Below are 16784 nucleotides of genomic sequence, written 5' to 3' on the forward strand. Positions count from 1 at the left end.
ATCCTTAAGTTGATGGGCATGTGGTGAGCCCCCTCATAGCAAAAAATACAAGAAGCTACTACCATCCATGTTCTTCTTCATATATTCGCACCAAAACCCAATAATCTATATGAAAATAAACAGATTTAATTAGCAGCTAGGGAAATGTCGAATTTATCGGAATCTTGTATTTTTTTGTTGTTTTATCTTGTTGTTAATGTTAAGCTTATACTCACAAAGAAAGAGATTAAAGAGGAACCTTTACCGAATTAATTTTCTGATTTTTCTGTCTTTACCGATTTTCCTCCACTCCGTTTGATTGGCATGTTTGTGTATTGCTTCCCTACTCTTTCTTTGTTGTACCCTTCAGAAGAAAACAATTTGTTCCTATCCAAGTTGTTTTCTTCATTAATATAAAAATAGCAAATTTGTTATTTTTATATTAATGAAGAAAATATTTTGAATTACTCACCACTTAACGGCCTAATGGCTGTTTGAAGCGGGAGATTCCTAAGTACAGAAAACTATCGGTTTCTAATCCATTAAGCTATTCCCGTAGTTCCTACGGTTAAGAGACGAATGCACCCAATGGTTTTAGCAATTAATATTTCTTATCGCTTATTTAGATAGATACGAAACTTCTATACTTTATTTACCAACATGGGATGTACCTCGCTTTCTTGCATGATGCCTTCATTATATACGCCTACCAACATTCATTTCCCACCTGAAATTAGTGTTTCATATATTCAAATCTTCGAGGAAAGGAGCTTCTGTTGAAAAGAGATAAAAAGGAGCTAAATTTTCATCACTGCTCATCTCCCATTTCCGAATAAAAAGTCTAATCACCGTATAATTTGTAGAATTCTCGTACTTTTTTCTAATACATTTAATAAGGGGGAATGTGACATGCTTTTCACAGGATTCTTCATTAATCTATCTATTTTTGCTTTCTTAGTTAGTTCAGCTATTTTTATCCAAGTATTTATAAGAAAAATGGATTCCAAATCAATCAAGTTATTTGGAGGCATATTTGCAGGTATCATAGCTGCTATTTTGATGATTTTTAATTTTAAGCACATGGGATTGTTTTATGACCTTCGAGCGGTTCCTCTTATAATGTCGTTTATTTATTTTGGTCGTAGAGCCGGCTGGATTACATTAATGTTTATTTTATTTATGCGTATCTTTTACCTTGACGGTGATTGGGTACCTGCCTTGATAGCTGCCTTAGGAATAGCTACTATATATACCATATTTCAAACATATCTCAAAAATATCCATGCTTTTAAAAGTATCTTTCTTTATCTAGCTGTTTATATAGCTATAATCCATTTGGTATTTGGATTCTTTTTTCCTTCTATACCACTTATACTTCTTGATATCCAAGGTACGTTATTTATATCGTGCGGACTCTTGATTGGTGTTTTTCTTATAGAATCCTATCAAAATTTATATAGCTTAACACAAAATTTAGCTAAAGCGAATGAAACATTACTAGAATCAAAGCGAGAATTAAAGGATACCGTACATCAACTGCAAGGAGGTATTTTCAAATTTAAAAAAGTGAATGGGAATTTTATTCATACTCTGTGTGATGGACAATTATTTTATCAACATGGGTTTCACTCTCAGCAAGTGGTGGGTAAAAGTTTACCTACTATAGATTCTTCTATTGTTTCACTCCATTTAGTTCCTCGACTATTAAAATATTATCAACAGGCATGGGATGGCGAGGAAGTAACTTTCGAACTACCATGGCCAAATGATGAGACTATTATACTTTTCTCTCTTAGGCCTGTTAAAAGAGAGGGAAAAGTGATTGAAGTAGTTGGTTCTACTGTTGATATAACGCAGAGAATAAATGCGGAAAATGAGTTAAAGGTAACTAAGGAACGATTAGAATCATTTATTGATCATAACGTAGATGCTATCACTATATTTGATTTAGATGGTCATATGTTGCAAGCCAATAAAGCTTATGAGAGGATATTTGGTTGGTCAGAAAAAGAATCCGTAGGAAAAAAATTACCTTGCGTACCTGAATTTTTAATAGATCAAACTTTTGAATATATAAACCACATTAAAAATACCAATATGAAAGACCCAATTATCACCTGTTTAGAAACTGTTAGACAAAAAAAAGATAAAACTCTTATTGATGTCAGCCTGACGATTTCACCTATTCTAGATTTTAGGGGTAATGTAATTGCTTTATCAGGAATTTGTAGAGACATTTCTGAAAGGAAACAAGCAGAAAGAGAACTACATCAATTACACCAGCAATTAAGTGACAGTGAAATGAAATACCGTGCACTCATCGAACAAGCAACTGATGCAGTATATGTAGTAGAGCTGAATGAAGATCAATTTCCAACCCGCTTTATCGAAGTAAATCCTGTTGCGTGTAAAAGATTTGGATATAGTAGAGAAGAGCTTCTTTCGATGCCATTTTCTAGTAAAGTTCCGCCAGATTCTCCATTGGTCCAAAGAATCATAGAAAAAATTAGAGAAGGGCAAACTGCCTTCACATTACAAGATGAATTTGCTTTTCCTACAGGAAAGACCATGACAACCGAATTTTCTGTTCGTGTGTTTAACTTGAATGGCAAAAAAGTTTTCTTGAGTATCTCTCGAGACATCACCGAACGGCTAAAAACAGAGGAATTATTACGAAAATCGGAGAAACTTGCTGTAGTAGGTCAATTGTCTACTGCAATTGCTCATGAAATTAAAAATCCTTTAACAGCAATGAAAGGATTCATGCAGTTATTAAAATCAATGGAAAATAAGAGCACTGAGCATTATATAGATATAGTTTCATCAGAGATTGAACGTATAGATAGTATTACTAATGAATTTATGACATTAGCAAAACCCGAGGCATTAGAAATCAAAACTAATGACCTGAATGTATTAATGAAGCAAATTGTAATGTTACTTGAACCTCAAGCGACAATGAATTGCATACAAATTAAAACTGAGTTTACATCTGATACTTCATTCATACTTTGTGAATGTAATCAATTGAAACAAGCTTTTATAAATATCTTAAAAAATGCAATTGAGGCAACTTCAATGGGAGGGGAAATCTTGATTCAAATCGAATATGTGCCTGATCAAAACCAGGTAAACATTCGATTTACCGATTATGGGTGTGGAATTGAACAGGAACGTATACCTTACCTAGGAGAACCATTTTATAGTATCAAAGAAAATGGTATCGGTTTAGGGTTAATGATCTGTTATAAAATTATTGAGAAGCACCAAGGAAAGATATTGATTGAAAGTGAAGTAGGTAAAGGAACAACAGTTAATATAAATCTTCCTATATCTACTCTCGAAAAAGAAAACTCTTATTCAACTTCTTAGATATATCCTAGAATCATGAAGTACAGTTATACAGTTTATAAAATTTCCCCCTTTAGATTTAAGTATAGGAGCAAGTATTAAATTTCTAGCTGATGGTGTATTGAATGAAAGTAAACATAAAAAAATAATTGATTTTGAAGTAAACCGAAGATTAATCATCTTAATAAGATGATTAATCTTTTTTATAAAAACTTAAGGAATATAAAATTAAAACCCACACATTTTGATCAAACTTTTTTCAAAATGTGTGGGTTTCCTCTATTTATAAAATCAATATTTGCAGCAAGACTTTGATCAGACTATAATTCAAACCAACATAACCAGTCTTTTTATCTCTTTCGTTGACGAGCAAATACGAATCCACCTAAAGCCACCAACAACATTCCAGCAATATATGAAATCATATCCATTGATGTTCCACCTGTTTTAGGAAGCCATACTGATTTCTCAGCATTTTCTTTAGTAGGTAGAACTTTTGACTCGCTATTTTTGTCTGTATTTGTGTTTGGATCTGTGCTTGGTTTTTTTGGATCTGTACTTGGATCTTTCGGATCTGCACTTGGTTCTTTTGGACTTTCCTTGACTTTTATATTCGTAATGTCATAACCTTGAACCTCAGATTTATATCCAGCCACCGGTTGTTCTTTCACTTCATACTTGTATGCTTTTCCATCTGCATCGTATGCTGCTAAATCTGTAAACGCGTATTTCCATTCACTTGCTTTACTTACTTCTTGTGTTGCGATTACTTTGCCATTTTGTAGTAGATCTACTTTGATCATTTCTGGACGATCTGTTGCGTTATCATCTTTCCATGTCTTCGTTCCTTCTACCTTTGTTTGGCCTACTTTTGTATTCGTGATGTCATAACCTTTTACTTCAGATTTATATCCAGCTACCGGTTGTTCTTTTACTTCATACTTGTATGCCTTACCTTCTGCATCGTAAGCTTGTAGTTTTTCAAACGTGTACTTCCAATTTGTTGCTTTACTTACTTCTTTCGTGTCAATTACTTGACCGTTTTGTAGTAAGTCTACTTTGATTGTACTTGGACGATCTGTTGCGTAGTTATCGTTCCACGTCTTTGTTCCTTCTACTTTCGTTTCGCCTACTTTTGTATTTGTGATGTCAGTACCTTTTACTTCGGATTTGTATCCGTCTACCTGTTGTTCCTTCACTTCATACTTGTACGCTACTCCGTTTGCATCGTATGCTTGGAGCTTGTCAAACGTATACTTCCAGTTTGTTTCTGCTGTTACTTCTTTTGTGTCTACTACTTGACCGTTTTGTAGTAAGTCTACTTTGATTGTGCTTGGACGATCTGTTACGTTATCGTCTTTCCATGTCTTCGTTCCTTCTACTTTTGTTTCGCCTACTTTTGTATTTGTGATGTCAGTACCACTTACTTTTGATTCATATCCTGATACTGCTTGCTCTTTCACTTCATACTTGTATGCCTTACCTTCTGCATCATACGCTGCTAAATCTTTGAATTCGTATTTCCAGCCTGTTGCTTTGCTTACTTCTTGCGTCGCAATTACTGTACCATTTTGTAAAAGGTCTACTTTAATCATTTCCGGACGATCTTTCGCGTTATCGTCGTTCCATGTTTTCGTTCCTTCTACTGTTGTTTTGCCTACTTTTGTATTTGTGATGTCATAACCATTGACTTTTGATTCATATCCAGCTACTGGCTGTTCTTTCACTTCATACTTGTATGCTACTCCGTTTGCATCGTATGCTTGTAGTTTTTCAAACGTATACTTCCAGTTTGTTGCCGCTGTTACTTCTTTTGTATCTACTACTTTACCGTTTTGTAGTAAATCTACTTTGATTGTGCTTGGACGATCTGTTGCGTTATTATCGTTCCACGTTTTTGTTCCTTCTACTTTCGTTTCGCCTACTTTTGTATTTGTGATGTCAGTACCATTTACTTTTGATTCATATCCTGGTACTGCTTGTTCTTTTACTTCATACTTGTATGCCTTACCTTCTGCATCGTAAGCTTGAAGTTTGTCAAACGTATACTTCCAGTTTGTTGCCGCTGTTACTTCTTTTGTATCTACTACTTTACCATTTTGTAGTAAGTCTACTTTGATTGTGCTTGGACGATCTGTTGCGTTGTTATCGTTCCAAGTCTTTGTTCCTTCTACTTTTGTTTCGCCTACTTTTGTATTTGTAATGTCATAACCGTGTACGTCAGATTGGTATCCCGCTACCGGCTGTTCCTTCACTTCATACTTGTACGCTACTCCATTTGCGTCATATGCTTCTACATCCGCAAATGCATATTTCCAGTTTGTTGCCGCTGTTACTTCTTTTGTATCTACTACTTTACCGTTTTGTAGTAAGTCTACTTTGATTGTGCTTGGACGATCTGTTGCGTTGTTATCGTTCCATGTTTTTGTTCCTTCTACTGTCAATTTCGCTACTTTTGTATTCGTGATGTCAGTACCACTTACTTTTGATTCATATCCTGCTACTGGCTGTTCTTTTACTTCATACTTGTACGCTACTCCATTTTCATCGTATGCTTGTAGCTTTTCAAACGTATACTTCCAGTTTGTTTCTGCTGTTACTTCTTTTGTATCTACTACTTTACCGTTTTGTAGTAAGTCTACTTTGATTGTGCTTGGACGATCTGTTGCGTTGTTATCGTTCCAAGTCTTTGTTCCTTCTACTTTTGTTTCGCCTACTTTTGTATTTGTAATGTCATAACCGTGTACGTCAGATTGGTATCCCGCTACCGGCTGTTCCTTCACTTCATACTTGTATGCTACTCCGTTTGCATCGTATGCTGCTAAATCTTTGAATTCGTATTTCCAGTCTGTTACTTTGCTTACTTCTTGCGTCGCAATCACTGTACCATTTTGTAAAAGGTCTACTTTAACCATTTCTGGACGATCTTTCGCGTTATCGTCGTTCCATGTCTTCGTTCCTTCTACTGTTGTTTTGCCTACTTTTGTATTTGTGATGTCAGTACCATTTACTTTTGATTCATATCCAGCTACTGGCTGCTCTTTCACTTCATACTTGTATGCTACTCCGTTTGCATCGTATGCTTGGAGCTTTTCAAATGTGTACTTCCATTCTGTTGCCGTTGTTACTTCTTTTGTGTCTACTAATTTACCGTTTTGTAAAAGATCTACTTTGATCATTTCCGGACGATCTTTCGCGTTATCGTCGTTCCATGTTTTCGTTCCTTCTACTTTTGTTTCGCCTACTTTTGTATTTGTAATGTCATAACCATGAACCTCAGACTTATATCCATCTACCGGTTGTTCTTTCACTGTATAGATGTAAGCTACTCCGTTTGTATCGTATGCTTGAAGTTTTTCAAATGTATACTTCCAGTTCGTTGCCGCTGTTACTTCTTTTGTGTCTACTACTTTACCGTTTTGTAGTAAATCTACTTTAACTGAGCTTGGACGATCTGTTGCGTTGTTATCGTTCCAAGTCTTCGTTCCTTCTACTTTTGTTTCGCCTACTTTTGTATTCGTAATGTCATAACCGCTTACGCTAGATTGATATCCCACTACTGGTTGTTCTTTCACTTCATACTGATAAGCTACTCCATTCGCATCGTATGCTTCTAAATCTGCGAATGTATATTTCCAACCCATCATTGCTAGTACGTCTTGTGTTTTGATCACGTTTCCGTTTTGTAGTAAGTCTACTTTGATCATCGCTGGACGGTCTATTGCATTTCCGTCCTTCCACGCTTTTGTTCCTTCTACTGTTGTTTGTGCTACTTTTGTATTTGTAATGTCATAACCATGAACCTCAGATTTATATCCATCTACTGGTTGTTCTTTTACTTCATACTTGTACGCATTTCCTTCGGCATCATATGCCGCTAAGTCTGTAAACGCATATTTCCATTCACCAGCTGCGCTCACTTCTTTTGTTGCGATCACCTTGCCATTTTGTAGTAAATCAACCTTGATCATTTCCGGACGATTTGTTGCGTTTCCATCCTTCCACGTCTTTGTTCCTTCTACTGTTGTTTGCGCTACTTTTGTATTTGTAATGTCATAACCTTTTACTTCGGATTTGTATCCATCCACCGGTTGTTCTTTTACCTCATACTTATACGCGTTACCTTCGGCATCATATGCCGCTAAGTCTTTGAATCCATATTTCCAACCTGTTGCTTCACTTACTTCTTGCGTCGCAACTACTTGGCCATTTTGTAGTAAGTCTACTTTAATCGTTGTCGGACGATTTGTTGCGTTTCCATCCTTCCACGTCTTTGTTCCTTCTACTGTTGTTTGCGCTACTTTTGTATTTGTAATGTCATAACCTTTTACTTCGGATTTATATCCAGCTACTGGTTGTTCTTTTACTTCATACTTGTACGCATTTCCTTCGGCATCATATGCCGCTAAGTCTTTGAATCCATATTTCCAGCCTGTTGCTTCACTTACTTCTTGCGTCGCAACTACTTGGCCATTTTGTAGTAAGTCCACTTTGATCGTTGTCGGGCGATTTGTTGTGTTTCCGTCCTTCCACGTTTTTGTTCCTTCTACTGTTGTTTGGCCCACTTTTGTATTTGTAATGTCATAACCTTTTACTTCGGATTTGTATCCATCCACCGGTTGTTCTTTTACCTCATACTTATACGCGTTACCTTCGGCATCATATGCCGCTAAGTCTTTGAATCCATATTTCCAGCCTGTTGCTTCACTTACTTCTTGCGTCGCAACTACTTGGCCATTTTGTAGTAAATCTACTTTAATCATTTCCGGACGATTTGTTGCGTTTCCGTCCTTCCACGTTTTCATTCCTTCTACTTTTGTTTCGCCTACTTTTGTATTTGTAATGTCATAACCTTTTACTTCGGATTTGTATCCATCCACCGGTTGTTCTTTTACCTCATACTTATACGCGTTACCTTCGGCATCATATGCCGCTAAGTCTTTGAATCCATATTTCCAACCTGTTGCTTCACTTACTTCTTGTGTCGCAACTACTTGGCCATTTTGTAGTAAATCTACTTTGATCGTTGCCGGACGATTTGTTGCGTTTCCGTCCTTCCACGTCTTTGTTCCTTCTACTGTTGTTTGGCCCACTTTTGTATTTGTAATGTCATAACCTTTTACTTCGGATTTATATCCATCTACCGGTTGTTCTTTCACTGTATAGATGTAAACTACTCCGTTTGTATCGTATGTTGGGATTTTTTCAAAAGTATACTTCCAGTTTGTTGCCGCTGTCACTTCTTTTGTATCTATTACTTTACCGTTTTGTAGTAAATCTACTTTAACTGAGCTTGGGCGATTTGTTGCGTTGTTATCGTTCCAAGTCTTTGTTCCTTCTACTTTCGTTTCGCCTACTTTTGTATTCGTAATATCATAACCGCTCACGCTAGATTGATATCCCACTACTGGTTGTTCTTTCACTTCATACTGATAAGCTACTCCATTCGCATCGTATGCTTCTAAATCTGCAAATATATATTTCCAACCCATTATCGCTAGTACGTCTTGTGTTTTGATCAAGTTTCCGTTTTGTAGTAAGTCTACTTTGATCATTGCCGGACGGTCTATTGCATTTCCGTCTTTCCACGTCTTCGTTCCTTCTACTGTCATTTTCGCTACTTTTGTATTTGTAATATTGTAGCCATTTACTTCCGTTTTGTATCCCGCTACCAGTTTTTCTTTCACTGTATACGTGTAAGCAACACCGTTCGCATCATATTGTGCTAAGTCTGCAAATGTATAATTCCAACCGGTTGCTGCTGTTACGTCTTGTGTTTGAATTACGTTTCCATTTTGCAATAAATCTACTTTGATTGAGCTTGGACGATCTGTTGCATTGTTGTCATTCCAAGTTTTCGTTCCTGAAACAGATGTTTTTGCATCTTTTGTATTCGTAATGTTGTAACCATTCACTTCCGATTTGTATCCCGCTACCGGTTGCTCTTTTACTGTATACGTATAAGCAACACCATTTGCATCGTATTTTGCTAGATCTGCAAATGTATATTTCCAACCGGTTGCCTCTGTTACGTCTTGTGTCTGGATTACGTTTCCGTTTTGTAGTAAATCTACTTTGATTGAGCTTGGACGATCCAGTGATGCGTTATCCTTCCAAGTTTTTGTTCCTTCTACTGTTGTTTTGCCTACTTTTGTATTTGTGATATCATAACCGTTTACTTCCGATTTGTATCCCGCTATCGGTTGTTCCTTCACTGTATACGTATAGGCAACACCATTCGCATCATATGATTCTAAATTTGTAAATGTATATTTCCAACCATTTGCCGCTGTTACGTCCTGTGTCTCGATTACATTACCATTTTGTAGTAAGTCTACTTGGATCGTTGCCGGACGGTCTGTTGCATTTCCGTCTTTCCACGTCTTCGTTCCTTCTACTGTCATTTTCGCTACTTTTGTATTTGTAATATTGTAGCCATTTACTTCCGATTTGTATCCTACTACCGGTTTTTCTTTCACTGTATAAGTATAAGCAACACCATTTGCATCATATTGTGCTAGGTCTACAAATGTATAATTCCAACCGTTTGCTGCTGTTACGTCTTGTGTTTGAATTACGTTTCCATTCTGCAATAAGTCTACTTGGATCGAGCTTGGACGATCTGTTGCATTGTTGTCATTCCAAGTTTTTGTTCCTGAAACAGATGTTTTTGCATCTTTTGTATTCGTAATGTTGTAGCCATTTACTTCCGATTTGTATCCTGCTACTGGTTTTTCTTTTACTGTATACGTATAAGCATTACCATCATTATCATATGCAGGTAGATCTACAAACGTATAGTTCCAGTTATTCGCTGCTGTTACGTCTTGTGTTTTGATTGAATTTCCATTTTGCAGTAACTCTACTTGGATTGAGCTTGGGCGATCTGTTGCATTGTTGTCATTCCAAGTTTTCGTTCCTGAAACAGATGTCGTTTTCACTTTATTCGGAATAGTAAGCTTTACGCCTTTTTCAGCATTTGCATCAATTGTAAAAGGCACTTTTACTTGAGGATCGAAATCCAAATAGTTTGGACCTGCAATCTCCTGTACATAGTAATTACCTGGGTCTAAATCTGGGACCTCCACCATACCTTGTCCATCCGTTATATACGTACCGCCTATTTGCTGACCTGACCCTGTATATAAGTTAAATGAAACATTCGGTATAAATTTCGTCTCATCCCCGGCAATGTGCTTCACGATTCTTAACGTTCCTTTAGGAGGTAAATCACCTTGTGCACCGCCGCCCTGATCTATATTGTTAACTCTAGCACTACCCGACGTTGATACAGGATTTTCATTCGTAATCTTGTAATCAACCGTATATTGATTATCAAAATATGGTTGACTCTTTCCACTTGCAGTTATAGTAGATGTATAGGAGAAAGCAAAAGTAATACCACTTGCCTTATCCTTATTAATCACAACTTTAAACGCGTTATCACCGATAAAAGTAACCGTTCCATAACCTTGGTCTTGAAATTCTTGAGGTGGCATTGGAGCGGCAAATCCTCCAATACGGAAACTATCTTGATTAAGTGTTTGTCCCGGCCCCAAAGTATCTGTCAAAACAATATCTGTATCTACATTTTGCTTTGCACCATTTATATTTAACCACCAATTTACTATATTGGTATCTTCAGGTTTAATACTGCCCCCTTTAGAGTGAAATGTTCCAGGGCTACTCCCCCCATTATTAGTTGGACCAGTAATCGTTACTTTTTGAGCCTCTAAATTTGTACCTAGGTCCGTATTGATTATTTTCTTTTCCCCCGCTGCTACATCCTGAGTCGCTTCAACTTGAAAATAGAAATCCCCTCTAACATTTAGAAGTTTCTCAGCTACATCACTAAATGTACATACCACATTAGTTGTATTTATTTGACAAGTACCAAAATTTTGCCCTTGCTCATTATTCAATGGAATCGTTCCTTTGAATCCTTTTAATTCCGGGGGCAACGTTAATGCTAATGTGTCTCCCGTTTTTATTTTCAATCCAGGTTTTTCACTAAAATTAACGCGTATTTTCGTCTGTTCACCGACACCTAGTTCCGTTTTATCGAATATAAAACTATCAACTAGTCCTGTTTTATTTAATTCTTGTGCACTTGCTATTATGGATGTGAAACTCTGACCTATAGTAAATATAAAAATCATTAAAATCGAAAAAATCGAGGTTACTCTCTTTATCATGTCATTCTCCTATCAATTATAATTAGATGGCTCCTAATATGAATATGCAATGACAATGACTTAATAGGTTGATGGCATTTTTCTCTTTTAATTGTTATACACTTAAAAACTTGAAAACAGATTTCTATAAACGATCCCTCTGTTCTCTATTAAACTTCATTTTTTCTAATGTAACATTAAATTCACCAAGTTTAATGTTTACAAGTTTAACAATTATTGATATTATTGTAACTGGCGAAGTTACGTTCTTTTCATCATCCCTATAAAATCTTGGGATTTTATATCATATCTACCATCTTATGTTGAGCATAAATCTCTGATTAATAATGTTTTCATTTCAATGCTATTAGTTTATTCATATTATTTTCCATTGTTTTCAGATTCATAACATCAATATGTCCAAATTTGATAGCACCTTTTTAATGATTCACAACTTTATTTACCAGAATCTTTTTCCCCCTCCTATAGGCATTTTTTTCATGCTCTCATCCGTAATATAGGACCTTTTAGATACCAAAGATAGTTTTTGTAACTTTTGTAATTGATTTTGTAATTAAAGAAACCAAACATAAATTAATACCTCTTTTGGGATAAACTTCTTATTTTATACTTCCTCCTACATACACCGAAACATCATCCCTAAATGCTTGTTCTAAATCTCTACCTAATTCTTGATTCATTCAGTAAAAATATAAAATCACAAACAATTTTGTTTATCCATATACCTCTTGGAAATCATTTCTCAGATTTGTAATTAGATAGTCTTATACTTTGTAAAAGAATGAACAGCAACGTTCACCAATTTGGGTCAGCTTATGCATTTAGAATCTTAATCACAATCTACATGACTTGTAAACTTCATGGTTGCATCTCGCTATTCCAAGTCTTCAATTAAATCCTCAGCTTGATGACTAGATTCATAATTACTTGTAGTTGCTTACTTCTTTATTTGTATGAAACTAAATTTTTCGTTGCTAGGTCGAAACAACGGTCTCAATTTCCTTTACAAATATTTGTAATAAGTGTGCAATTAATTGATTAAGGTTTCATAAGAATAACAGAATGCTTACACTCTACTTTTACCAAATAATCACATCTCAGTCACCTCGCTATCTCTTTATAATGCTCGCTATAATATATAAAATAAAACAAAGAAAGAGTAGTAAGCGTAAATATGAATCAGACGAAAATTAAACTGAATTTTCAGTCTTTTTTGTTTGAAGGAGGATATTTTCAGCTACTCTTTCTTTGTATTTTGAGTTTAGCACTAAATATAAAGTATAACAAGACAAAAAAATGCAAAATTCTCATAAATTCGACATTTTTTTCACAAAAAAATAATACTGATCCTTAATTAGTAGAGATCAGCCGAAATACGTTGTACTTTCATAATTAGCTTTTTAGGTAAGAATCCTCTCCATCAAGAAAACAAGTTCCTGTACGTTAAAGAAATTGGCTTATTAATGTAATTCATTGGTTACGTTTGTTTTTTTGAACGCTGAAATAATAGCCATAAAAGTATTCTTATCTCTTTTTAACTTATACAATGAAGAAAGGAATTGTATAAAAATTCAAACAAACGTTTGTTTAAAACATTTTGGCGATGAGGGGCATGTAAGGTGACCCCTAAAACAAAAAAAGAAAACAACTTGTATAAAAACAGGTTGTTTTCTTTTATAGGGTAAAACAAAGAAAGAGCGGAAAAGCAATACTCAAACTTATGAATCTAATGGAGTAAACTAACAAATAAGACTAAAGATTCAGAAAATTTAATCGCTAAGGGTTTTTGTTTACTCTTTCTTTGTTGTTATGAGTATAACATTAAAAATTTGATGAATCAACAAAAAATTACATAATTCTTATATTTTCGACATTTTCCGCAAAATGATGCTGGTTGTTAATTAGTGTGGGTTACCACACATCTCCATGGTTCTGATGCAATGATTGCATCTATTTGAAAGAGGTATATAGATTCCTAATGGAATCTATTCTTATGCAGCCATTCCGAATAGTTGATGGATGTGTGGCGGTACCCCATAATAAAAAGGCAGGAACATTTTGTACATATCAAATATGTTCCTACTTTTGATTTTATTGAGTTTAACATCTATGACCTAAATATAACGATCGGGTGACCTTTCCTATTCACAAATAAGAATTTGTCTAGAGAATGTTCCTTTTTTTGCGACGCCACGATCTGTGATTTCGAATCCGGCTTCATGAATCATGTCGTCCATTGTTTCCATCGTTACAACGACTACTTTTTTTGCGATACGGCGCGCACTTGAGAGAATTGAGAGTTGATCTTCTGGTGTTGCGTGCGTAAATAGGTCGTACGGCATGTCGATAATTGCAACGTCGTAGCTCTCAGTAATTTCTTCAATTGGGCCTTTTGTTACTGTTCCTTCAAACCCGAAATGTGCGATGTTTTTTCTCGTTCCAAGAACCACAAGTGGATTTATATCTCTACCGACGATGTTAATCCCCATAGAAAGTGCTTCTACTACTACCGTTCCAATGCCGCAGCACGGGTCAATTGCTCGTACTCCCTCTGGATTTGGTACAGCGATATTTGCAACAGCTCTAGCAACACGTGTGCTCAGTGATGTCGAATAACTATGCGGTTTTTTTATGTGATGGTACCAAACCGGATCACTTTCTACATAGTGTCCGAAGTACCAGCGTCCTCCAAGGGGAACAATTCCGAATACACGCTCTGGATTACGAACGTCTGCTTCTCCCTCAATATGCATACCAAGGTCTCGCTCAATGAGACGTCTTTCTCCATATTCAATTTTATTCTCTCCAACAAGGTCATTAATTTTAACAAAGATAACTTTGAACGTTGCTCCTGCCAAGTCGATTTGTTCCACTTGTTTCAAAATGCTCTCCAAGTCGTCTCCTTCATACATAACTTCAATTCGTTCTTTAATAAACGGGCTTCTACTCGGATCAATTTTGACATCACTTTTCAAAATGTTAACGTGAGACTCCATTCCAAACAATGAGCGCATTTCCAAGTAGCATAAAGAACGCTCATCCTCACGGAATGCATACGTATATATACATGCAGGTGTTTTACTATGATTACTCAATCTATTATCATCCTTTATCGTTTAAAATTGTTATTATCACAATTACTCAAATGCTTTTTCACGTAAAGTGAAACTTTTATCAGTGGGAAGCCTTATCCCCCACTGATAATTAGCCCTCACCAATCGGGCTTTTACGGGCAGCCCGACTCCCACCTAACTTCCTCGTGTTCGTCTAATTTCTGGGTGGGAATCTTACTGCTCGTAAATAGCGGGATAAAATTAAATGATATCATATGCTCGAAATAAAGAGAAACCTTTATAATTCATTTATTGAACTCCCCCCTTTACCTTCTAGACAAACTTATTCTGTTACCTCGTAGCAAATCTTTAACAAGAAGAACCTTTAGGATTCTGCCTAACCACCAGTCATCTCTCACCTATTCATCGGACCATGTCCTATCCATTCCTTGAGGTGGGAGTCTTACTGCCCGCAAATAGCGGGATAAATTAAAAGAGACTGCCTCTCGGCAATCTCTTCCATATTTACATTCTAAAGTTATCTCTATTATTAACGGTAAGAAGATACGTCTTTACCTTGCCATTCATAGTAATCTAGAATACCAGCATAAATTGCTTCTGCTGCGCGTTGTCTCCATTTTTCTGAAGATAATTTTTCACCTTCGCCTTTCGCATCGATGAAACCTAATTCAGCTAAAATAGCAGGCATTGTATTATATTTAACTACATAGAAGTCATCTGTTTTTACACCTCTATCATTTGATTGAAGTGCGTTCACTAGACGTTTTTGTACTTTTTCTGCTAGTACACGGCTTTCTTCTGAGTTTGGATTTGTTGCTGATCTATAGTAGTATGTTTCCGTTCCTTCTACTTCGTTATTGAAGCCATTTGCATGGATACTTACGAAAATATCACCGTTATTTTCTTGCGCAAATTCTACACGTTTCTTTAAAGAATCACTAGCAGTATTTCCTGGTCTTGTATCATTATTACGTGTTAATAAAACAGTGAATGGAGTCTTTTGTTCAAATAATTTTTGCACGCGTAAAGATGTATCTAGTACAATAGCACTTTCATCCATGTTTACACCAGCATGTCCAGGATCAACTCCACCATGACCTGGATCAATAATAATCGCTTTACCTTCTAAGAAATTACCTTGTTTCACTGGGTTTAATTGATTTTTATCAACCCATTGGAAACCAGCGCCCACACGGATACGAATCCAGCTACCATTCTCTTCAATAACAGTTACTTTTTGTGCATCATATGTACCTAGCACTTTAGACTGATGTGAAGCTTCTGCATACGCAGTAAACCCTTCATTAATAACATCTGTTTTCTCTGTTAAAGGTGTCCACTTGTCACCTTTACTTGTTGCAATCTTCATCCATCCATCCGCTCTTTGCTCTTTCACTTCAATCATTTGCGGTTGATGTTGAACGTCAGTAATACCAGATGATAATGATGCTTGATGATATGTAATAAAGTTTCTATTCATATACATTCTTTTCGATGTATTTGTTTTATTTTTATCTGCCATTGCGATAAACTGAGCTGCTTCGGCACGACTTACAGTACCGTCAGGATTCCAGCCATTTCCTGTACCCTTTGAAATCTCTAAAGCTACTAAAATATTAGCTTTTTCCTTACCCCAATGATTTTCCAAATCTTTAAATTGTGTTGGAAGTTCTCCAATAATTTTCTTATCTAATGAATATGCTTGTACAAGCATAGCTGCCATAGATGCACGGTTAATTGGGCTTGATGGGTTGAAATTCCCAGTACCATCTCCACTAACTACACCTGCTTTTTCTACTGCAGCAATATATGGTGCTGCCCAATGATTTTGTGAATCTTTAAAAGATGGTTTCGCTTTTGGATCAATTGGTAAACCAAGAACGATCGCCAATAACTTTGCAGCTGATCCTTTATCTACCGCTTCAAATGGAGCGAATGTTCCATCTGGTTTTCCATCAAGCGCATTTTTACTAACTAAATAGTCTACTGAACTTTGCGCCCAATCTGGAACATCTGTAAATTTTTTCTCTGCTGCGAAACTACTTAATGGAGACGATAATAAACTTGCGGCTAAAATACCTGCCGCGACTGCACGATACTTCATAAATAATAATACTCCTCTCGAAAATCAACGTTAAAAACGCGAAATCTTAATATACAAATTATGGATAAAACAAACAAAAAA

General features: G+C 36.0%; 4 protein-coding genes. 1 reads left to right on the forward strand and 3 read right to left on the reverse strand.

Going from position 1 to position 16784, the window contains the following annotated elements:
- The first annotated feature begins 888 nt into the window (after positions 1-888).
- Complete coding sequence (locus ACTFQM_RS10675) at positions 889-3351, forward strand: PAS domain S-box protein (RefSeq protein ID WP_440034278.1); 2463 nt, start codon at positions 889-891, stop codon at positions 3349-3351.
- Positions 3352-3680: 329 nt separating this feature from the next.
- Here ACTFQM_RS10675 and ACTFQM_RS10680 read toward each other — a convergent pair whose 3' ends face one another.
- The 3 genes from ACTFQM_RS10680 to ACTFQM_RS10690 form a co-directional block, all read right to left on the reverse strand.
- Positions 3681-11525: a Cna B-type domain-containing protein gene (locus ACTFQM_RS10680; protein ID WP_440034279.1), complete on the reverse strand. Its 7845-nt coding sequence runs from the start codon at positions 11523-11525 to the stop codon at positions 3681-3683.
- A 2141-nt stretch (positions 11526-13666) separates the two neighbouring features.
- Positions 13667-14620, reverse strand: coding sequence for a TRM11 family SAM-dependent methyltransferase (locus ACTFQM_RS10685; protein WP_048373476.1), 954 nt, complete (start codon positions 14618-14620; stop codon positions 13667-13669).
- Positions 14621-15128: 508 nt separating this feature from the next.
- The gene (locus tag ACTFQM_RS10690) at positions 15129-16703 is read right to left on the reverse strand and encodes an N-acetylmuramoyl-L-alanine amidase (RefSeq protein ID WP_440034280.1); all 1575 of its coding nucleotides are present in this window, start codon (positions 16701-16703) and stop codon (positions 15129-15131) included.
- Positions 16704-16784 lie beyond the last annotated feature (81 nt).

It is taken from the genome of Bacillus cereus group sp. MYBK30-2, from assembly GCF_051915945.1.
Lineage (GTDB): Bacteria > Bacillota > Bacilli > Bacillales > Bacillaceae_G > Bacillus_A > Bacillus_A paramycoides.